The organism is Kitasatospora sp. NPDC029367, assembly GCF_055569135.1.
Map to the genome: position 1 here is coordinate 56,679 of NZ_JBVHYH010000031.1, position 21,395 is coordinate 78,073.

The 21,395-nt window shown below is 71.4% G+C and carries 15 protein-coding genes; 6 read left to right on the forward strand and 9 right to left on the reverse strand.

The genetic code is table 11. The annotated features are described in order from the left end of the window. Positions 1-124 precede the first annotated feature (124 nt). The gene (locus tag ACZ4W5_RS18995) at positions 125-799 is read right to left on the reverse strand and encodes a DUF4097 family beta strand repeat-containing protein (RefSeq protein WP_360226193.1); all 675 of its coding nucleotides are present in this window, start codon (positions 797-799) and stop codon (positions 125-127) included. A 244-nt stretch (positions 800-1,043) separates the two neighbouring features. Here ACZ4W5_RS18995 and ACZ4W5_RS19000 point away from each other — a divergent pair, with 244 nt between their 5' ends. From ACZ4W5_RS19000 to ACZ4W5_RS19025, 6 genes are all read left to right on the forward strand, one after another. Beyond that, complete coding sequence (locus tag ACZ4W5_RS19000) at positions 1,044-1,763, forward strand: Crp/Fnr family transcriptional regulator (protein ID WP_360226190.1); 720 nt, start codon at positions 1,044-1,046, stop codon at positions 1,761-1,763. 89 nt (positions 1,764-1,852) lie between these two features. Continuing rightward, positions 1,853-2,710, forward strand: a complete 858-nt coding sequence (locus ACZ4W5_RS19005; RefSeq protein ID WP_465655659.1) for a PAS domain-containing protein — start codon at positions 1,853-1,855, stop codon at positions 2,708-2,710. Further along, positions 2,707-4,893, forward strand: coding sequence for a hypothetical protein (locus ACZ4W5_RS19010; RefSeq protein ID WP_465655660.1), 2,187 nt, complete (start codon positions 2,707-2,709; stop codon positions 4,891-4,893). The genes ACZ4W5_RS19005 and ACZ4W5_RS19010 overlap by 4 nt, the downstream gene beginning before the upstream one ends. A gap of 42 nt (positions 4,894-4,935) precedes the next feature. Beyond that, a complete protein-coding gene (locus tag ACZ4W5_RS19015; protein ID WP_465655662.1) occupies positions 4,936-5,886 on the forward strand; it encodes a hypothetical protein in 951 nt (316 codons plus the stop codon). A gap of 17 nt (positions 5,887-5,903) precedes the next feature. Further along, positions 5,904-6,419 carry a Pycsar system effector family protein gene (locus tag ACZ4W5_RS19020; RefSeq protein WP_360226178.1) on the forward strand — a complete coding sequence of 172 codons (516 nt, stop codon included), beginning with the start codon at positions 5,904-5,906 and terminating at the stop codon, positions 6,417-6,419. 121 nt (positions 6,420-6,540) lie between these two features. Continuing rightward, positions 6,541-7,860: a M48 family metalloprotease gene (locus ACZ4W5_RS19025; RefSeq protein ID WP_465655664.1), complete on the forward strand. Its 1,320-nt coding sequence runs from the start codon at positions 6,541-6,543 to the stop codon at positions 7,858-7,860. A gap of 80 nt (positions 7,861-7,940) precedes the next feature. Here the strand turns inward: ACZ4W5_RS19025 and ACZ4W5_RS19030 are convergent, their stop codons facing one another. The 8 genes from ACZ4W5_RS19030 to rplA form a co-directional block, all read right to left on the reverse strand. Beyond that, positions 7,941-11,834, reverse strand: a complete 3,894-nt coding sequence (locus ACZ4W5_RS19030; protein ID WP_360226172.1) for a DNA-directed RNA polymerase subunit beta' — start codon at positions 11,832-11,834, stop codon at positions 7,941-7,943. Between the two features lie 98 nt (positions 11,835-11,932). Then, positions 11,933-15,409: a DNA-directed RNA polymerase subunit beta gene (rpoB, locus tag ACZ4W5_RS19035; protein ID WP_350503604.1), complete on the reverse strand. Its 3,477-nt coding sequence runs from the start codon at positions 15,407-15,409 to the stop codon at positions 11,933-11,935. Between the two features lie 709 nt (positions 15,410-16,118). Then, on the reverse strand, positions 16,119-16,505 hold the full coding sequence (gene rplL, locus ACZ4W5_RS19040; RefSeq protein ID WP_465655666.1) for a 50S ribosomal protein L7/L12: 387 nt from the start codon (positions 16,503-16,505) through the stop codon (positions 16,119-16,121). A 90-nt stretch (positions 16,506-16,595) separates the two neighbouring features. Continuing rightward, a complete protein-coding gene (gene rplJ / locus ACZ4W5_RS19045; RefSeq protein ID WP_350503606.1) occupies positions 16,596-17,159 on the reverse strand; it encodes a 50S ribosomal protein L10 in 564 nt (187 codons plus the stop codon). 380 nt (positions 17,160-17,539) lie between these two features. Next, positions 17,540-18,415, reverse strand: a complete 876-nt coding sequence (locus tag ACZ4W5_RS19050) for an SCO4651 family lipoprotein (RefSeq protein WP_465655668.1) — start codon at positions 18,413-18,415, stop codon at positions 17,540-17,542. A gap of 200 nt (positions 18,416-18,615) precedes the next feature. Further along, positions 18,616-19,470, reverse strand: coding sequence for an SCO4651 family lipoprotein (locus ACZ4W5_RS19055; protein WP_360226163.1), 855 nt, complete (start codon positions 19,468-19,470; stop codon positions 18,616-18,618). Positions 19,471-19,574: 104 nt separating this feature from the next. Further along, the gene (locus ACZ4W5_RS19060; protein ID WP_465655670.1) at positions 19,575-20,357 is read right to left on the reverse strand and encodes a hypothetical protein; all 783 of its coding nucleotides are present in this window, start codon (positions 20,355-20,357) and stop codon (positions 19,575-19,577) included. A gap of 212 nt (positions 20,358-20,569) precedes the next feature. Further along, a complete protein-coding gene (rplA, locus tag ACZ4W5_RS19065; protein ID WP_355669608.1) occupies positions 20,570-21,292 on the reverse strand; it encodes a 50S ribosomal protein L1 in 723 nt (240 codons plus the stop codon). Between the last annotated feature and the right edge of the window lie 103 nt (positions 21,293-21,395).

A 21,395-nucleotide genomic window follows, 5' to 3' on the forward strand; every position in this document is an offset into this window, starting at 1 on the left:
GACGCCGTCCCCGCGGAGAAGATCATGCCCTACCGGCAGAACCACCGGCACGGCACGGCCGGGCACCGCCGGCTCGGGAAGCACCGCCCGGCCGGGACCCGCGGGCTCGGACAGCACCGCCCCGTCAGACACCGCTGACCGTCACGCCGCCGCTCTCCGACCGCGCCGTGATGCTGTGCGCCGCACCCGGCCGCGAGGGGACACCGATGTCCGCCCCGCCCGACCCCGCCTGCGCGTCCACCACGTACGCCTCCCCGGACGGCACCCGCAGCCGCACCCCGCCGTTGCCGACCCGGGCCTCCAGTGCCGACGGCGCCGCCGCGAAGTCGGCCCGCACCCCGCCGTTGGTCGCGCTCAGGTGCGCCGTCGGAGAGGTCAGCCCGGTGGCCTCGACCCCGCCGTTCTCCACCGCGGCCGTCACCTCGGCGGACAGCCCCGTCAGCCGCACCCCGCCGTTCTCCTCCTTGATCCGCACCTTGGTGCCGGCCGGCACCTGCACCTCGTACCCCACCCCGCAGGACTCGCAGGAGTACCCCAGCCGCAGCACGCCGTCCTTCACCTCGTGGGTGCTCCTCGGCGCGGACCCCCGGTAGTTCTGCTTCTCGACGACGTGCACCGAGTCACCGGTGCCGGTCACCACGACCCCGCCGTTCTCCCCCTCGACCACCAGCTCCTTGACCGCCTCGGCCACCCCGTACGTCACCGTCCGGTGCTCGTCCGACTCCAGGAACGGCAGGCACGCCTGCATCCCCAGCACCACCGCCGCCGTGATCGCCACCGCGCCCAGCACCCGCTTCATGTCCGGCCCCCTTCGCAAGCCCCGTCGTCCCGACACCGAGAACCCTCTTTCGGCCGGCCCCCTCGGCACCTCCCTCCCCGGAGCGGTTCCCGTCCCTCCCCCGTGCGGGGGAGGGGAGCCGGAGGGCCGGGGATTTCACGGATTCACCAGCGCCGCGGCCGCTCCGCCGGTAGCTTGTTTGCCCGCGCTCGGCGTTCCGGAGCCCGACCGCGCCAAGGCGAAACCGACGAGGGCTGATCAGGCAATGGCCAACACCCCGCCCGGCGGACCAGGTCCCGCGACCGGGCACGGCCTGGACGACCGCGTGCCCTTCCTGGCCCGGCTCGACCACGCCGACCGCACCGCCCTGCTCGCCCTCGGCCACCGGCTCGACTACCCGGCCCGCTCCACCGCACTGCGCGAGGGCGAACCGTCCGACCACGTCCTGCTCGTCCTGCACGGCTGGCTCAAGGTGACCGCCCTCGCCGAGAACGGCTACGAGGCCCTGCTCGCCCTGCGCGGACCGGGCGACATCGTCGGCGAGTCCGCCGCCCTCAGCGGCCGGCCCCGGGCCGCCACCGTCACCGCGCTGGAGCAGGTCTCGGCCACCGCCGTCGACCGCGCCGCCTTCACCGCCTACCTGCGGAACACCCCCGCCGCCTCGATGCAGCTCCTGGCGCTCTCCACCGACCGGCTGCGCGCCGCCGACCACCACCGGCTCAAGTCCGCCTCGCTCAGCGTCAGCGAGCGCCTCGCCGACCTCCTGCTGGAACTCGCCCGCACCCACGGCCGCCGCACCGCCGAGGGCATCGTCGTCTCCGTCCCGCTCAGCCAGCAGGAACTCGCCGGCTCCGTCGGCGCCTCCCGCGAGGCCGTCGCCCGCCTGCTCAAGTCCCTGCGGGACCGCGGCATCGTCGTCACCAGCCGCCGCTCCCTGGTCATCGCGCGCCCCGACCTGCTCCGGAGGCCCGGCCAACTCCGCTGACCCGCGCAGATGTTCTGTGCACACCGTCACAGAGCGAGTACCGCAACGGCGCTCACGCCGACCTGCCCGGCACGGGCAGGCTGAGGCCGATGACGAATCGAGAGGCGACCATGACCGATCCGGTGAACCACACCATCCTGCTGCTGGACATCGAACAGTTCGGCCGACGGGACGACGTCGAGCAGGCCTTCATGCGCCGGATGCTCTACGCCGTCCTGCACGAGACGCTGCGCAGCGCCGGGGTCGAACCCGCCGAACAGCGCCTGGAGGACCGTGGCGACTCGGTGATGGCCCTGATCAGCGCCACCGTCCCCAAGACCGGACTGCTGCACGCGCTGATCAACGAGACCCCCACCCTGCTGCACGCCAACAACCGCCTCGCGGCCGCCAGCGCCCGGGTACGGCTGCGGATCGTGCTCGCCTCCGGCGAGGTCGCCGTCCAGGAACTCGGCGGAGCCCTCGGCGGCGCCGTCGGCTGGGACCTCAACCAGGCCTTCCGACTGCTCGACTCGGCCCCGCTCCGGGAGGCCCTCCGGCACCGCGACGGGCCCTGCGTCCTCGCCGTGTCGGACGCGCTCTACCAGGGCATCGTCCGGCACGGCCACGGCGGCCTGGCGCCGGAGGCGTTCCACCGGGTCACCGTCCAGGGCAAGGAGGGCGAGTTCCCGGCCTGGCTGCACGGCGAACCCGCCCCCGGCACCCCGGACCCCGCACCGGTGGGCGCCCCGTCCGACGCCCAGACCCAGGCCCAGACCCCGGCCCCGGCCCCGGCGGCCGCCCAGGCCCCGGCCCCGGCCGCCGCTCCCCAGGGCGCCGCCAGCTTCCAGTTCCTCGGCGGCACCCCGACCTTCGGCGGCAGCCTGATCGGCGGCGACCAGCACACCGTCTCCGGCGGCCAGGTCCACGGCGACGTCAACACCGGCAACACCATCGGCGGCGACCGATGACCGCCGCCCCCGAGGCGGAGGCCGCGGAGCAGGAGGACGGCCTCCAGGAAACCCCGCCCGAGGACCCGCAGAACGCCGTGGAGGCCGTCCAGGAACTCCTGGAGCACGTCCCGGACTCCTTCGCCGGCCGCAACTACCTCTTCGCCGGCGGCAATCCCGGCTTCGGCGGCAGCCTGATCGGCGGCGACCAGCACACCGTCTCCGGCGGCCAGGTCCACGGCGACGTCGTCACCGGCCACAAGACCACGATCTACCAGCTCGGCGGGGCCGCCCTGCACGCCTCCGGGCTGGTCCCGACCGTTGAACTCACCGCCCTGGCCGAGGTCTTCCAACCCGGACCGGCCTTCGACCAGGCCCTCGCACATCTCCGCGAGCACCGGGTGCTGATCCTCACCGGCCGGGCGGACACCGGCCGTCGCTCCGCCGCGCTGATGCTGCTGCGGCAGCTGGGCAGCGAGCGGATCCGGAACCTGGACCCGGATGTCACGCCCACCGCACTGCTCAACGGCGTCGAACGGGCCGAGGGGTACGTGCTCACCGACTACACGGCCTCCCGCACCCGCCCGCTGCTCCGCTCCGACCTCGACCGCCTGCGCGAGACCCTCGCCAAGCAGGACGGCTACCTGGTCATCACCACCACCCACGCCCACACGATCCGTGAACTCCCCACCGTCGGCTGGCTACCGCCCGACCCGGGGCTCGTCCTCGGCGCCCATCTGCGGGCGCTGCGGGACGACGGCGTCCCCGTCGAGGAACTGCTCACCCTGGAGCCCGTCGAGGGGTTCCTGGCCAAGTACCCGCCGATCCGGGAGATCGCCGAGTTCGCCGTCAGGTTGGCCGCCTACTCGCCGCAGACCGGCAGGCCCGCCGACCTCGCCGACTTCGGTCGGGGCGCCGTCCAGGAGAAGGTCGGCCGCTGGTTCGGGGACGACAAGCTCCCCCTCCACGAGAAGGCCTTCCTGATCTCCCTGGCCGTCTTCGACCACGCCCCCTACACCCTCGCCGCCGAGTGCGCTGACTCGCTGTTCCGCCGCCTGGAGACCATCCGGACCGCCGGGGAGCCGGACGGCATCCCGCCGTTCGGCAGCTCGATCGAGGACCGCATGGCCCTCGCCCGGGCCGAACTCACCGAGGAGACCGAGCAGACCCCCTGGGGCCCGGTCCCCCAGCGGATGGCCTCCTTCCTGGACCCCCGCACCTCCCCCACCCTGCTGCGCGAGGTCTGGACGGGCCACCCCTCCGCCCGCCCCGCGATCACCGGCTGGCTGAACGCCCTGGCCACCGACTCCCGCGCCCTGGTCCGCACCCGGGTGGCCTCCACCACCGCCCTGCTGGCCTCCGTCGACCTCTCCGCCACCATGAGCGGGCTGCTCGGCCCCTGGTCCGGCGCCAAGGACTTCCGGCTCTGCCTCCAGGCCGCCAACAGCCTCGCCCTCGCCTACCACGCGGGCACCGGCGCCGTCCCGCGCATCCTGCGCGGCTGGGCCGGGGACGACAACGCCCGCCGCCGCTGGACCGCCATCCGCTGCTACGCCCTGCTCGGCCCGCTGCTGCCCGCCCAGGCCCTGGAGGCCTTCGCCCTGGCCGCCGAGCGGCTGACCCCCGGCGAGCTCGACCAGCTGGCCGCCGGGTTCCGGCCCGGTGCGCAGCCGTCCGAGCAGCCCGACCGCCACCAGGCACTCGGACTGCTCGAAGCGGCCGAGCTGATGCTGCTCTCCGCCGAGGCCGAGCTGACCCTGCGCACCCTGGTCCGCTGGCTCTCCGGACCGGCCGCCCTGCGGCAGCTGGCCCTGGCCGCCTTCCTGACCGCCGCGCAGCGCACCGAGGACACCGTCGTGGGCCGGCCGCTGCTGCTCGACTGGTACGCCCGGAGCCCGCGCCCCGAACCGGGGAGCGTGCACAGCGTCACCGTGCTGCCCGCGCCCGAGGAGCCCGCCCCGGTCCGGGCGCTCCTGGTCGCCCTGTGGCGCACGGCCCTGGAGGACCCGCACTACCGCGATGCCGCCCTGGGTGTGCTGCGCGGCTGGCTGATCGGCGCCGCCGACCAGCCCGGGACCACCGCCCGGCTCACCGAACTCTTCGACGACCTGGCCGTCACCGAGCGCGACCGCCAGCGGCTCGACCACCTGGTCCGCACCGTACGCGCCGGCGGCCCGGCAACCACGGCGCTGCCCGGCAGCTGAAACAGCACCGTCCGATCCGTCCCGATCCTGGAGCACCCGCGCATGTCGGCACGACACCGCCCCGACCTCCCCACCGGAGACCTGACAGACCCGGTCCTGACGGTCCACCCGCTGGGCCGCGCGCTCGGCCTGCCCAAGCGCCCCGCCGCCCGGGCCGACTCCGCCCTCGTCCTGACCACCCCGTCCGGTGAGCACCAGGTCTACCTCCCGCCGCACCGCCCGGGGTTCAGCGACCTGGTGGGCCGCAACTACCAGGCCGCGTACGAGGTCGACCTCGGCCTGCACCACCTGCGGGCCGAGGAGCGGCTGCCCGGCCGGGACGACGTCGGCGCCTTCGAGGCCGTGGTGGAGATCGACTGGCAGGTGTCGGCCGCGGAGCTGGTCGTGGCCAGCCGGATCCGCGACGTCCCGGCGCTGCTGGTCCCGCGGATCCGGCAGCGGATGCGGGCCGTCACCCGGCACCTCTCCACCGACCGGAGCGGCGAGGCCGAGGCCGCCGTCCAGGAGGAGCTGGACGGGCACCCGGTCGCCGAGGCCGAGGGCCTGCGGGTGCGCTGCACCGTCCAGTTGGACATCGACCAGGCCGCCCGCGAGCAGAAGGAGCGGCTGCGCGGCTACCACTTCGACACCCAGGCCCACCCGTACACCCTCCGGCAGGTCCAGGAGGCGAACGAGGTCCTCGCCGCGAAGGCGAAGTTCTACCAGTACCACCTGGAGCAGGGCGGGGTGGACGCCTGGGCCCTCCAGGTGGCCGCCCACCCCGAGGACCTGCCCCGGGCGCTCGGCTACCTCAAGGAGGAGCAGCAGGAGCTGGTCCAGGGCCAGCTCCAGGTGATCCAGCGGCTGCTCGACCAGAACGGCCTGGAGGAGTTCGAGCTGGAGGGCCCGCGCCAGGAGGCGAAGGCCGCGCTCGAAGCGATCCTGCGCCACCGGCCTTCGAGCCCGGGTACGCCCCGGCTCGACAAGGGCCCGAACCCTCCGTCGTCCCGGTGAACCCGAGGAGTCCCGCCGTGTCCGCCTCCGCCGGTACCGCCCCGGTAGCCCCGCCGCCGGGCGCCGCCCTGCTCGCCGAGCTGCGCACCGAGATCGCCCGCGCGGACAGCAAGGCGGCCGTCCTGGTGGCCGCCCTCGGCGTGATCGTCGGGGTGCTCGGCGGCCTGCTCACCAGCACCGGCTGGGCGCCGCAGCAGCTCTCCGGCGCGGCGAAGGCGCTGCTGGCCCTGGGCGGCCTGGGCATCGCCGTCTCCCTGGTCTCGCTGCTGCTCGCGGTGCTGCCCCGATTCCGGCGCAGCACCTGGCGCCCGGGCCGCCCGCTCGGCTACTTCGGGGACATCCGGCTGGCCGCCGAACAGGGGCTGCTCACCGAAGCCCTGGCCGACACCGAGCGGTTGGCCGCCGAGGCCGTCCGCGCCGCGCTCGCGGAGAACAGCCTGATCGCCGCGCGGAAGCACTCCTGGGTCCGGGTCGGCATCCTCGCCTTCGGCGCCGGCCTGTTCCCGCTGGTCACCGCCCTGCTGCTGGGCTGACCGCCCTCCGGGGCGGTCCAGCACCGTCCCGCACCGCTCAGCACCGCTCAGCACCGTCCTGCCCTTGCCCGTCACCGTACGGACGCCGCCGTGCGCGCGTCCCGTCCCCGAGGACCCCGCCATGACCGAACCGACCTACCCGGACGCCACACCGCCGCAGTACCCCGGTGCCCCGCCGCAGTACCCGACGGCCGCCCCACCACAGCACCCGACCGTCCCACCGCAGCACCCGACGGCCGCCCCGCAGTACCCGACGGCGGCGCCGCCCGCGTACCCGGCCGCCACTCCCCCGCCGCCGCCCCCGTACCCCGCGCCCGCCCCGCAGCCGCCCGCCCCGCCGCAGTACCCCACCACCGTCCCGCCCCAGTACGCTCCTCCGCCCCAGCAGCCCCAGCCCCGGCACCCCCAGCACCCCCCGCACATCCCCGCCCAGGGCTTCGCCCCGCCGCCCGCCCCGCCCCGGCCGCCGGTCCTCGACCCCACCGTCGACATCGACCCGCACACCGGCCGGATCCACCTGGCCGCCCGCCAGCGCGGCGCCGACGCCACCGCGGTCGGCCAACTGCTGCTCCAGCTGCCGCACTTCCTGTGCAGCCTGCTGGTCGTCACGCTGCTCTCGGTGTTCCTCCCCGAGCCGCTCAACCTGGTGCTGATCGGCCTCTGGCTCGCCTCCGGCGCGCTGGTCTTCCACCGCCCGACCGAGAAGGTGCTCGCCCGCTACCTGTTCCGGATGCGTCCGGCACTGCACTCCGAGCTGACCAGGCTGGAGCCGATCTGGCACCAGGTGACCGCCAAGGCGGGGGTGAACCCGGAGACGTACGACCTGTGGATCGAGGACCACAAGGCCGTCAACGCCACCGCGGCCGCCGGCCACATCGTCGGCGTCACCCGGTACGCGCTGGAGACCCTCCCCGACGCCCAGCTGGCCGCCGTGCTCGCCCACGAGCTCGGTCACCACCGCGGCGGCCACGCCTGGGCGACCCTGCTCGGCTACTGGTACTCGATGCCGGCCCGGATCGCCTGGGTGGTGTTCCGGATCGCCGCGGTCCTCGCGTTCCGGATCGCCTCGGTGTTCTCGCTGCTCGGCGCCCTCGTGGTCGGGCTGGTCGCGGTGGTCCTGGTGGTGGCCGTGGCCGTCTCCTTCCCGCCGCTGCTGCTGGTCCTGGTCACGCCGTACCTGCTGGCCGCGGTCGGCCGCCGCTCCGAGCTGCGGGCGGACGTCCAGGCCGCCGAACTCGGTTTCGCCGACGCCATGATCGAGGTCTTCCACGGCTTCCTGCGGGACGAGGAGGAGGCCCTGGCGGCGGCCGCGCGGGAGAACGGGGGCCGCGCCGTCCGCCCGGGCCTGGGCCAGCGGCTGCTGTCCAGCCATCCGGACACCCACACCCGGATCCGCCGGCTGGAGGACTGGCGCGCGGCCGCGGCCACCCCGGCCCGGTAGGGCCGGAGACACCGGCCGGGAAACGCCGCAGGGCGGCCACCCCGTGAGGGGTGACCGCCCTGCGATCAGTGACGCGTGACTCAGCCGGTGTACGGGCCGTAGTCGTAGTCGTCCAGCGGAACCGCCTGGCCGGAGCCGGCGCCGAAGGGCGACAGGTCGTAGTCGTCGTAGCCGACGGCCGAGTACATCGCGGCCTTGGCCTCCTCGGTCGGCTCGACCCGGATGTTGCGGTAGCGGGGCAGACCCGTACCGGCCGGGATGAGCTTACCGAGGATGACGTTCTCCTTGAGGCCCAGCAGCGGGTCCGACTTGGCGTGGATCGCCGCGTCGGTGAGGACCCGGGTCGTCTCCTGGAAGGAGGCGGCCGACAGCCAGGACTCGGTGGCCAGCGAGGCCTTGGTGATACCCATCAGCTGCGGACGGCCGGAGGCGGGGTGACCGCCCTCGGAGACCACACGACGGTTCTCGGTCTCGAAGCGGCCGCGCTCGACGAGCTCGCCCGGGAGCAGCTCGGCGTCGCCCGACTCGATGATCGTCACGCGGCGGAGCATCTGCCGGATGATGATCTCGATGTGCTTGTCGTGGATCGACACACCCTGCGAGTTGTAGACCTTCTGGACCTCGGCGACCAGGTGGATCTGGACGGCGCGCTGGCCCATGATGCGCAGGACGTCGTGCGGGTTGGTGGCACCCATGGTCAGCTTCTGGCCGACCTCGACCGCCTCGCCCTCGCTGACGAGCAGCTTCACACGCTTCGAGACCGGGTAGGCGATCTCGTCGGTGCCGTCGTCCGGCGTGATGACGATCTTGCGGGTCTTCTCGGTGTCCTCGATCCGCGCGCGGCCGGTGGCCTCGGAGATCGGGGCCACACCCTTGGGGGTGCGGGCCTCGAAGAGCTCGACGACACGCGGCAGACCCTGGGTGATGTCGTCACCGGCCACACCACCGGTGTGGAAGGTACGCATGGTCAGCTGGGTGCCGGGCTCACCGATGGACTGGGCGGCGATGATGCCGACCGCCTCACCGATGTCGACCAGCTTGCCGGTGGCCAGCGAACGGCCGTAGCAGAAGGCACAGGTGCCGACGGCCGACTCACAGGTCAGGATCGAGCGGACCTTGACCTCGGACACGCCGTGGCGGATCAGCTCGTCCATCAGCACGTCACCGAGGTCGGTGTTGGCGGTGGCGAGCAGCTTGCCGTCGACGGTGATGTCCTCGGCGAGCATGCGGGCGTACACGCTGGTCTCGACGTCGTCGGCCTTGCGCAGCACGCCGTCGGCGCCCACGTTGCCGATCGACAGCTTGAGGCCGCGCTCGGTGCCGCAGTCCTCCTCGCGAATGATGACGTCCTGGGAGACGTCGACCAGACGACGGGTGAGGTAGCCGGAGTCGGCGGTACGGAGGGCGGTGTCGGCCAGACCCTTACGGGCACCGTGGGTGGAGATGAAGTACTCCAGCACGGTGAGACCCTCACGGAACGACGCCTTGATGGGTCGCGGGATGGTCTCGTTCTTGGCGTTGGACACCAGACCACGCATACCGGCGATCTGACGCATCTGCATCATGTTTCCACGAGCACCCGAGTCGACCATCATGAAGATGGGGTTCGTCTTCGGGAAGTTCGCGGCCATGGCCTCGGCGACCTCGTTGGTCGCCTGGGTCCAGATGCCGACGAGCTCCTGCTTGCGCTCGTCGTTGGTGATCAGACCGCGCTCGTACTGCTTCTGGACCTTCTCGGCCTTGGCCTCGAAGCCCTCGAGGATCTGGGGCTTGCTCGGCGGGACGATGACGTCCGAGATCGAGACGGTGACGCCCGAGCGGGTCGACCAGTGGAAACCGGCCGCCTTGAGGTTGTCCAGGGTCGCCGCGACGACGACCTTGGGGTAGCGCTCGGCCAGGTCGTTGACGATCGCGGAGAGCTGCTTCTTGCCCACCTCGTAGTCGACGAACGGGTAGTCCTCGGGCAGCAGCTCGTTGAAGAGCGCGCGGCCCAGGGTGGTGCTCAGGCGGAAGGGCTCGCCCTCGAACCAGGTCGACTGGCCCTCCTCGTCCACCGGCGGGGTCCAGCCACGGGGCGGGACGGTGCCGGCGGCCAGGCGCAGCTCGATCGGGGCCTGGACGTCCAGCTCGCGGGCGTCGAAGGCCATGATCGCCTCGGCGGTCGACGAGAAGGTGCGGCCGGCGCCCTTCACGTTGTCGCGGTCCGAGGTCAGGAAGAACAGGCCGAGCACCATGTCCTGGGTCGGCATGGTGACGGGGCGACCGTCGGCCGGCTTGAGGATGTTGTTCGAGGACAGCATCAGGATGCGGGCCTCGGCCTGCGCCTCCGCGGAGAGCGGCAGGTGGACGGCCATCTGGTCACCGTCGAAGTCCGCGTTGAACGCGGTGCAGACGAGCGGGTGGATCTGGATGGCCTTGCCCTCGACCAGCTGCGGCTCGAAGGCCTGGATGCCGAGGCGGTGCAGGGTGGGCGCACGGTTCAGCAGCACGGGGTGCTCGGCGATGACCTCTTCGAGCACGTCCCACACGACCGGACGGGCACGCTCGACCATGCGCTTGGCCGACTTGATGTTCTGCGCGTGGTTCAGGTCGACCAGGCGCTTCATCACGAACGGCTTGAAGAGCTCCAGCGCCATGGCCTTCGGCAGACCGCACTGGTGCAGCTTGAGCTGCGGGCCGACGACGATGACCGAACGGGCCGAGTAGTCGACTCGCTTGCCGAGCAGGTTCTGACGGAAACGACCCTGCTTGCCCTTGAGCATGTCGCTCAGGGACTTGAGCGGGCGGTTGCCCGGGCCGGTGACCGGACGGCCGCGGCGGCCGTTGTCGAACAGCGCGTCGACGGCCTCCTGGAGCATGCGCTTCTCGTTGTTCACGATGATCTCGGGGGCACCGAGGTCGAGCAGGCGCTTCAGGCGGTTGTTGCGGTTGATCACGCGGCGGTACAGGTCGTTCAGGTCGGAGGTCGCGAAGCGGCCACCGTCCAGCTGCACCATCGGACGCAGGTCCGGCGGGATGACCGGGACGCAGTCCAGCACCATGCCGTTGGGCTTGTTGCTGGTCTGCAGGAACGCGGAGACGACCTTGAGGCGCTTGAGCGCACGGGTCTTCTTCTGGCCCTTGCCGGTGCGGATGATCTCGCGGAGGCGCTCGGCCTCCTCCGCCAGGTCGAAGGTCTCCAGGCGGTCCTTGAGGGCCGCGGCGCCCATCGAGCCGGAGAAGTAGGTGCCGAAGCGGTCGCGCAGCTCGCGGTAGAGCAGCTCGTCGCCCTCCAGGTCCTGGACCTTGAGGTTCTTGAAGCGGGCCCACACCTCGTCGAGGCGGTCGAGCTCGCGCTGCGCGCGGTCGCGCAGCTGCTTCATCTCGCGCTCGGCGCCCTCGCGCACCTTGCGGCGCACGTCGGCCTTGGCGCCCTCGGCCTCCAGCTCGGCCAGGTCGGACTCGGCCTTCTTGGCGCGGGCTTCGAGGTCGGAGTCGCGGCGGTTCTCGATCTGCTGACGCTCGACCGAGACGTGCGCCTCCAGGGACGGCAGGTCGCGCTGGCGGCGCTCGTCGTCGACCCAGGTGATCATGTAGGCGGCGAAGTAGATGACCTTCTCGAGGTCCTTCGGCGCCAGGTCGAGCAGGTAGCCGAGGCGGGACGGCACGCCCTTGAAGTACCAGATGTGGGTGACCGGGGCGGCCAGCTCGATGTGGCCCATCCGCTCGCGGCGCACCTTGGCGCGGGTCACCTCGACGCCGCAGCGCTCACAGATGATGCCCTTGAAGCGGACGCGCTTGTACTTACCGCAGTAGCACTCCCAGTCCCGGGTCGGGCCGAAGATCTTCTCGCAGAAGAGGCCGTCCTTTTCGGGCTTAAGGGTGCGGTAGTTGATGGTCTCCGGCTTCTTGACCTCGCCGTGCGACCACTGGCGGATGTCGTCGGCGGTGGCCAGGCCGATGCGGAGCTCGTCGAAGAAGTTGACGTCAAGCACTGGTCGTCAAGCCCTCTTTCGTGATTCGAGAGTTTGTCTGTGGTCTGAGGGGGGCCTGGGGGCGGGCCGGCTGCTCGGGGCAGCCGGCCCGACCTCCGTCAGACCTCTTCGACGCTGCTCGGCTCGCGCCGGGACAGGTCGATGCCGAGCTCTTCGGCGGCGCGGAAGACGTCCTCGTCGGAGTCCCGCATCTCGATGGACTGGCCGTCCGAGGACAGCACCTCCACGTTGAGGCAGAGCGACTGCATTTCCTTGATGAGAACCTTGAAGGACTCGGGAATGCCGGGCTCGGGGATGTTCTCGCCCTTGACGATGGCCTCGTAGACCTTCACGCGGCCGAGCACGTCGTCGGACTTGATGGTGAGCAGCTCCTGCAGGGCGTACGCGGCGCCGTACGCCTCGAGGGCCCACACCTCCATCTCACCGAAGCGCTGACCACCGAACTGCGCCTTACCACCGAGCGGCTGCTGGGTGATCATCGAGTACGGACCGGTCGACCGGGCGTGCAGCTTGTCGTCGACCAGGTGGTGCAGCTTGAGGATGTACATGTAGCCGACCGAGACCGGCATCGGGAACGGCTCGCCGGAGCGGCCGTCGAACAGGCGGGCCTTGCCGGTGGAGTTCACCAGGCGCTCACCGTCACGGGTGAGGGTGGTGTTGTCCAGCAGACCGGTGATCTCGTCCTCGCGGGCGCCGTCGAAGACCGGGGTGGCGAGGTTGGTGCCACCGGCGACCTGGTCGGCGCCGATCGCCTGGAGGCGCTGGGCCCACTCGTCGGCGAGGCCGGAGACGTCCCAGCCCTGCTTGGCGAGCCACCCGAGGTGGATCTCCAGGACCTGTCCCGGGTTCATTCGGGACGGGACACCCAGCGGGTTGAGGATGATGTCGACCGGGGTGCCGTCCTCGAGGAAAGGCATGTCCTCGACCGGAAGGATCTTGGAGATGACACCCTTGTTGCCGTGACGGCCGGCGAGCTTGTCACCGTTGGTGATCTTGCGCTTCTGGGCCACGTAGACGCGGACCAGCTGGTTGACGCCCGGGGGCAGCTCGTCGCCCTCTTCGCGGTCGAAGACGCGGACGCCGATGACCTTGCCGGACTCACCGTGCGGGACCTTGAGCGAGGTGTCGCGGACCTCACGGGCCTTCTCGCCGAAGATCGCGCGGAGCAGGCGCTCCTCGGGGGTCAGCTCGGTCTCACCCTTCGGGGTGACCTTGCCGACGAGGATGTCACCGGTGACGACGTCGGCGCCGATCCGGATGATGCCGCGCTCGTCCAGGTCCGCGAGGACCTCCTCGGAGACGTTCGGGATGTCCCGGGTGATCTCCTCGGGGCCGAGCTTGGTGTCACGGGCGTCGACCTCGTGCTCCTCGATGTGGATCGAGGAGAGGACGTCGTCCTGCACGAGGCGCTGCGACAGGATGATCGCGTCCTCGTAGTTGTGACCCTCCCACGACATGAACGCCACGAGCAGGTTCTTGCCGAGGGCCATCTCGCCCTCGTCGGTGCACGGGCCGTCGGCCAGCACCTGGTTGACCTCGACCCGGGCGCCCTCGTCCACGAGCACCTTCTGGTTGAAGGCGGTGCCCTGGTTGGAGCGGGTGAACTTGGCGGCGCGGTACGTGGTGTACGTGCCGTCGTCGTTCGCCACGGTGACGTAGTCGGCCGAGACCTCCTGCACCACGCCGGACTTCTCGGCGGTGATGACGTCGGCGGCGTCGACGGCGCAGCGGTACTCCATGCCGGTACCGACCAGCGGGGCCTCGCTCTTCAGCAGCGGCACCGCCTGGCGCATCATGTTCGAGCCCATGAGCGCGCGGTTGGCGTCGTCGTGCTCGAGGAACGGGATCATGGCGGTCGCGACCGACACCATCTGGCGCGGCGAGACGTCCATGTAGTCGATCTCGGAGCCCGGGATGTAGTCGATCTCGCCGCCGCGGCGGCGGACCAGGACGCGGGGCTCGGCGAAGTGCAGGTCCGCGGTCAGCGGGGCGTTCGCCTGGGCGATGACGTAGCGGTCCTCCTCGTCGGCGGTGAGGTAGTCCACCTTCTCGGTGACGACACCGTCGACGACCTTGCGGTACGGGGTCTCGATGAAGCCGAAGGCGTTGACCCGGCCGTACGAGGCCAGCGACCCGATCAGACCGATGTTCGGGCCTTCCGGGGTCTCGATCGGACACATGCGGCCGTAGTGCGAGGGGTGCACGTCACGGACCTCGAAGCCGGCGCGCTCACGGGAGAGACCGCCGGGGCCGAGGGCGGACAGACGACGCTTGTGGGTCAGGCCCGACAGCGGGTTCGTCTGGTCCATGAACTGCGACAGCTGGCTGGTGCCGAAGAACTCCTTGATGGAGGCGACGACCGGCCGGATGTTGATCAGGGTCTGCGGCGTGATCGCCTCGACGTCCTGGGTGGTCATGCGCTCGCGCACGACGCGCTCCATACGGGCGAGACCCGTACGGACCTGGTTCTGGATGAGCTCGCCGACGTTGCGCAGGCGGCGGTTGCCGAAGTGGTCGATGTCGTCGACCTCGACCACGATGTCGCGGCCGGTCTCGTCACGCCACTCGGTCTCACCCGCGTGCAGCTTCACCAGGTACTTGATCGCACCGATGATGTCGGGCTCGGTGAGCACGCCGGAGTCCAGCGACTCGGCGTTGCCCAGCTTCCGGTTCAGCTTGTAGCGACCGACCTTGGCCAGGTCGTAGCGCTTCGGGTTGAAGTACAGGTTCTCCAGCAGCGTCTGCGCGGCCTCGCGCGTCGGCGGCTCGCCCGGACGCAGCTTGCGGTAGATGTCCAGCAGCGCGTCGTCCTGGCCCTGGGTGTGGTCCTTCTCCAGGGTGTTGCGCATCGACTCGTACTCGCCGAACTCCTCGAGAATCATCTCGTTGGTCCAGCCGAGAGCCTTGAGCAGCACGGTGACGGACTGCTTGCGCTTGCGGTCGATGCGGACGCCGACCATGTCGCGCTTGTCGATCTCCATCTCGAGCCAGGCACCACGCGAGGGGATGACCTTGCAGGAGTAGATGTCCTTGTCGGACACCTTGTCCAGGGTGGAGTCGAAGTACACGCCCGGGGAGCGGACGAGCTGCGACACGACGACACGCTCGGTGCCGTTGATCACGAACGTGCCCTTGTGGGTCATGAGCGGGAAGTCGCCCATGAAGACCGTCTGAGACTTGATCTCACCGGTCTCGTTGTTGGTGAACTCGGCCGTGACGAAGAGCGGGGCCGCGTACGTGAAGTCGCGGTCCTTGCACTCGTCAATGGAGTTCTTCGGCGGCTCGAAACGGTGGTCGCGGAAGGTCAGGGACATCGACCCGCTGAAGTCCTCGATCGGCGAGATCTCCTCGAAGATCTCCTCCAGACCGGACTTGGTGGGGACATCCTGACCAGACTCCAGCGCCTGCTCGACCCGGGACTTCCAGGCCGCGTTGCCGAGCAGCCAGTCAAAGCTCTCGGTCTGCAGGGCCAGGAGGTTCGGGACCTCGAGGGGCTCCTTGATCTTCGCGAACGAGACGCGGAGCGGGGCGGTGGATGCGGCGGAATTGTTCGAGGCGTTGCGCGGCGCGGCCAAGAGGGGGGTCCTTCCGAGGGCTCGGAGCTCACTACGCGCGTACCAGCCGGGCCTGCTTGAGCCTGGATTCCGCCTCCCTCGCAGCCGGCCTCCGCCGGGGTCGAAACCCCAGGTCAGAGCCGCTTTGCGGAGGCGGTGCCAGACCCCTTCAGGGCAACGCAAACTCCGGGCGACGAGTCACGGAGCAGCTAACAGGCAGCGCAAAGGGACAGTGTAGCCAAAGGCGACACTGCTGTCCAGCTCTGATTCGGAAACCGAATCGGAGACTCCTCCCGGTAGCCGGGGGCGCGGGCGCCCACCGGGTACTGCTCTAACTCACGTGGAGTCATTTCCCGCCCGAGCCGCTGGTTATGCATCCAGCGGCGAACCAACCGGGCGGACTCGCGCCTTGAGAATCGCGCGCCTCGCCGGGTTCGTCAAGGGCCCGCCGGCGGGGCGGACCTCGACCCGTTCATCGGCCCGAACCCCTCCGGCGTTACAGAAGCCGTGGTGGGGGCCACCGTCGATGACGGTGATCACCATACTCCTCGCCGCCGACAGTACCGAGTGCGCGATCGGCCACACCGGTGGTCGTCCGGCCCGGGGCGGCGGGAGGGCGGGCGGGGAAGGCGGGCGGGGAAGGCGGCGGGCCCGGGAACGCAAAAGGCCGGGCCGACCACCCGCAAGGGTGATCGGCCCGGCCTCAGGCCCCCTCAGAGGGGGCGAGAAGTCACTTGACGGTGACCTTGGCGCCGGCACCCTCGAGGGCGGCCTTGGCCTTCTCGGCAACGTCCTTGGCAACCTTCTCCAGGACCTTGGCACCAGCGGTGTCAACGAGGTCCTTGGCCTCCTTCAGGCCGAGGGAGGTCAGGGTGCGCACCTCCTTGATGACCTGGATCTTCTTGTCACCGGCGGCGTCGAGGATGACGTCGAACTCGTCCTGCTCCTCGACAGCGGCCTCGGTGCCACCGGCGGCGCCACCAACGGCGGCAACGGCGACCGGGGCGGCAGCGGTGACGTCGAACTTCTCCTCGAAGGCCTTCACGAAGGCAGCGAGCTCGATGAGGGTGAGCTCCTCGAACTGCGCGAGCAGCTCGTCCTGGGACAGCTTCGCCATGATTGGCGTCCTTCCACTAAATCGGCAGGTGGTGCCGGATGTACGGGATGGCGGGCGTACGGGCCCGCAGCGAGGCGTGAGCCTGCCGAATTACTCGGCGGCCGCGTCCTCGGCGGCGGGAGCCGGCGTACCGGCACCGCCCTGCTCGACCTTGTCGCGCAGCGCGTCCACAGTGCGGACGAGCTTCGACGGCAGGGCCTGGAAGAGCGCGGCAGCCTGGGACTGCTTGGCCTTCAGGGCACCCGCCAGCTTGGCGAGCAGCACCTCGCGGGACTCGAGGTCCGCGAGCTTCTTGATCTCATCGGCGGACAGCGCCTTACCGTCAAGGACACCGCCCTTGATGATGAGAGCGGGGTTCTCCTTGGCGAAGTCACGCAGAGCCTTCGCCGACTCCACCGGGTCACCGGTGACGAAGGCAACAGCCGTCGGACCGTTGAACAGGTCGTCGAGCTCGGAGATCCCGGCCTCGTTGGCCGCGATCTTGGTCAGCGTGTTCTTCACCACGGCGTACTCGGCGTTGTCGCCGAGCGAGCGACGCAGGGTCTTGACCTGCTTCACCGAGAGACCGCGGTACTCGGTCAGCAGCGCCGCGGAGGAGCCGCGGAACTTGTCCGTGATCTCGGCGACGGCGGCAGCCTTGTCGGGCCTGGCCATAGGCTTACGCCTCCTTCCGTGATGTCGAAGTCCGGCCGACCGCGAAAGTCGACCATTCACACCTCGAACCGGCCGGACGGAAGGAAAGCTCCTGCAGAAATGCAATGAGCCCCGGTGCGCAGGCGCACGGGGCTCGTAGCGACCTCAACGGACACCAGCGCGAACGCGGGACCCGGAAGTCGAAGCTCCAGACACACCTGCGCGGGCTGCCTGCGACGAAGCGCAGATCCTTCGGCCGCCGGCTCCCTGACGGGGGCGCGGCGACAACCAGCGGTCTTTGGCTTCGGCAACAGTAACCGGACTCGTCCGGACGACGCAAATCGCCCTCGGACGGGTGAACCGGGACGGGTCCCGAGCGGGCTCCGAGGGGCCCGTCCGGCTCAGCGGGCCAGCGGGGAGACCGTCCGGACGCCGGTGTCCACGGTGTCCGTCTCGGCCGGGGCCTGGGCCGAGAGCAGCGGGCCGGCCGGGTCGGAGTAGATCACCGAGTCGTCCGCCCGGCCGCTGTCCCCGTTCCCGGTGCGCTGCAGCCGGACCAGCTGGTCCTTGTCGTTCAGCCAGAGGTCCAGGGTGAGCTCCAGCGAGCCGCCGGGGGCCAGCGCGGCCCGCAGGCCGTCCCGGCGGGCCTGCGGCAGCTGGGTCTGGGCCGCCGCGTACTTCTCGGCGGTGGTGGTCACCCGGTAGTGCTCGACGGTGGAGTCCTCGAACTTCTCCTCGCCGACGAAGGCCGGCTCCGCCCCGTCCGCGGTGGCCGCGGCCAGCGCCTCGACCGGGTTCAGCAGGTCCAGCAGCCCCGCGTACGGGACCGCCTTGTGCCCGTCCGGGTCGGGTGGGACGGCGAAGCGCTCCCAGTGCTTGCCGCCGTTCCTGGCCGCGGTGGCGGCGCCGCCGCCCTGGTAGCCGACGGTGTCCACGACGATCAGCTGCTCGGCGTCGCCCGGGGTGGAGCGCTTGAGCTGGGCCGCCGTCTTGGGGGCCCAGAACAGCGAGCCGGAGCCGGCGTCCGCACCCAGCCGGTAGTTGACCTTGGCCCGGCGGGCGGTCTGCATGGTCAGCTGGGCGGAGAGCAGCACGCCGTGCGGGGACCGGTCGGTCGGCTTGGCCGGCCAGGTCGGGGTGGCGGCGGTGGCGGAGGTGGTGCTCGCGCTGGCGCCGGCCGAGGGTGTGGCGGGTGCGTCCCCGCCCCCGCAGCCGGTCAGGCCGCTCGCGAGCACGGCGACCACGGCCACCGCCGCCAGCCGCTGCCGTCGCGCCATCGTCCGTTCCTCTCTCACCGGGCCCACCTTGCCACCCGGACCGGGCCCGGCCGGTGGCGACCCCCGCCCCGTCCACCTGATCGGCCGGGCCAGGGGCCGGCGTCAGCTGCGGAACCCCCGGGCACGCGAGGCGCCCGGGGTGGTAGCCGGTGGTCGGTGCGGCGTTCGGTGCGGGAGTTCGGTGCGGGAGTTCGGCCGGATCAGCCGAACAGCTTGAGCAGGTCGGCCTGGGAGCCCAGGTCACCGGCGGCGGGGGCCTCGATCTTGTCGCCCTTGCCGAGGTCGGAGTACTTGACGGTGACGGCCTTGGACGCGCCGTTGGTGTCGCCGTACTCCTGGTACTTCACCAGCTCCTGCTTGTCGTTCAGCCAGAAGTCGATGGTGAGGGTCTTGCCGTCCTCCTCCAGCGTCTTCTGGACGGCCTGGCGCTGCTCCGCGGTGAGCGAGGTCATCCCGGCCACCAGGGTGGCGGTGTCCTCGACGGCCCGCAGGTGGGTGGTCTGGACGCCGTCCACGGCCTCCTGGCCGACCTTGCTGAGCTTGCCGCTCGCGGCCGCGATGGTGAGCTGGGAGACCGGGTTGACCATCTGACCCATCACCACGAAGGCGCTGCCCATCTCCTCCGAGGCGGGCACCTTGACCCAGTGCTTCCCCTGGAGGGCGGTGGCCGTGGTGTCGTCGCCGCCGATGTAGGTGTCGGCCCCGATCGCCCGGATCCTGAGCTTCTTGCCGTCCATGTCGCTGGACACGTCCACGGAGACCTTGCCCGGGTCCTTCCAGTCGGCGCTGCCGCTGCCGCTCGGGCTGGAGGCGTCCGGGGAGGTCAAGGCGACCTTGCCGTTGCCGGCCTTCTGCATCACCAGGGCGGAGGCGGCGAGCGCGGCCTTCGGGTCGGCGGCAAGTCCGGCCGCGGCCGCGGCCGCGTCCTTGCCGTCGGTGGCGCCCTTGCTGTCGGCGGCGCTCTTGGTGTCGCCGCCCTTGCTGCCGCAGGCGGTGGCGCCGGCCAGCAGGACGGCGGCGGTCGCGACGGTGGCGGCGAGACGGACAGCGCGCATGGGTGTACCCCCCGTGAGTTCCTCGGAAGAGCCGATCATCGGCTTCTTCTCAGCCGGACTCTAACGGATGGCCGGGGCCGATCCGCACCGGATATCCCCTCCCGTCAGCCGGCCGCGGCCGGGGTCGTCTCCCCCGCCCCGGGGGCGGTGACGTCCGTCGTGGTCACGGTCGTCCCGGCGCTCCCCCGGGCCGTCTCACGGAGCTTCATCAGCCGCGGGCCGGGCCCGACCCAGACGTCGTACCCGATCTCGCCGACCCCGCGCTGCCGGTACCAGCCGACCACCGCGGCGAGCTGCTGCGGGTCCAACTCCCGGTCCGCGCCGAAGTAGTCGGCCACCGGGGCGGAGCCCTGGTAGTGCACGACGGTCGTCCCGGCGAGCTGCTCGGCGCCGAGCGAGCCGAGCCGGTCGGTCTGGGCGATCGCGTACGCCCGGCTGCCCGGGTTGGTGACCAGCGCGGTCATCCAGCCGCCCGCGTAGCCGCCGGAGCCGCTGCCGGCCGCCGGGTCGGCCGACTCCGCGGTGGCGCGCTCGGCGTGCTTGGCCGCGCCGCCCTGGTACGTGAGGTCGAGCGCGCCGTCCCGGAGGGACAGCCGCCCGGTGCCCAGCTCGTCGGTGACGGTCAGCGCGGCCTCGTCCCGGTCGCCCCAGACCAGGGTGCCGCTCGCGCTGCGCCGACCGTCCGGGCCCTCCCGCACCAGGTCGATCCGGGCGCCGCCGGCGTCGTCCAGGGCCTGGGCGGCCGCGAGCACCACCTGCTTGGGCGGGATCGGCGCCGGCTCACCGGGGACGCGGGTCCCCGGGGCGGCCAGCAGGCTGCAGGCGGTGGTGGTGCCGAGCAGCAGCAGGGCCGCCGCGAGCGCGGCGGGGCGAAGGGCGGGCGGCACGGCACACTCCGGCGGTCACAGGTTCTCCACATGATCTGACCGGCAGAGCGTACGACGACTCGATCAACCGTTCCCATCCCCCCGTGTTCCGATCCCGCAACCGTTTCCGCCGCCGCCCCCGCCGGGCGCCGCCCCGGGGAACGACGACGGGCCCGCACCCCCGGTGAAGGGGGTGCGGGCCCGTCGTACGGACAGCTCTAGAGCACTGGGGCTCAGACCGCGGCCGGGTCCTCCTCGACGAGGAGGTTGCGGGTGCGGTTCGGGTCCACCTGGATGCCGGGGCCCATGGTGGTCGAGAACGCGGTCTTCTTGATGTAGCGGCCCTTGGCGGCGGACGGCTTGGCGCGGAGCACCTCGTCCAGCGCGGCGGCGTAGTTCTCGACCAGCTGCTCGTCGGTGAAGGAGGCCTTACCGATGATGAAGTGCAGGTTCGAGTGCTTGTCGACGCGGAACTCGATCTTGCCGCCCTTGATCTCGTTCACAGCCTTGGCGGTGTCCGGGGTCACGGTGCCGGTCTTCGGGTTCGGCATCAGGCCACGGGGACCGAGCACGCGGCCCAGGCGGCCGACCTTGCCCATGAGGTCCGGGGTGGCGACGACGGCGTCGAAGTCGAGGCGGCCCTTGGCGACCTCGTCGATGAGCTCGTCGGAGCCGACGATGTCGGCACCCGCAGCACGCGCGGCCTCGGCACGCTCGCCGGTCGCGAAGACCAGGACCCGAGCGGTCTTACCGGTGCCGTGCGGGAGGATCACGGTGCTGCGGACCATCTGGTCGGCCTTGCGCGGGTCGACGCCCAGACGCATGGCGACCTCGACGGTGCCGTCGAACTTGGTGGTGCTGGTCGCCTTGGCGAGGCGGACGGCCTCGAGGGGGGCGTAAAGGCGCTCGCGGTCGACCTTGGCGTCCGCGGCCTTCAGAGCCTTGCTGCGCTTCACTGCTGCTCCTGAATGGTGATTGGAGTTGTGGTATTCGACGGGCCTGCGCAGGCCCTACCACAGGGACGGCTGAGCCGGTTTGCCCCTGACGGGACGGTGGGCT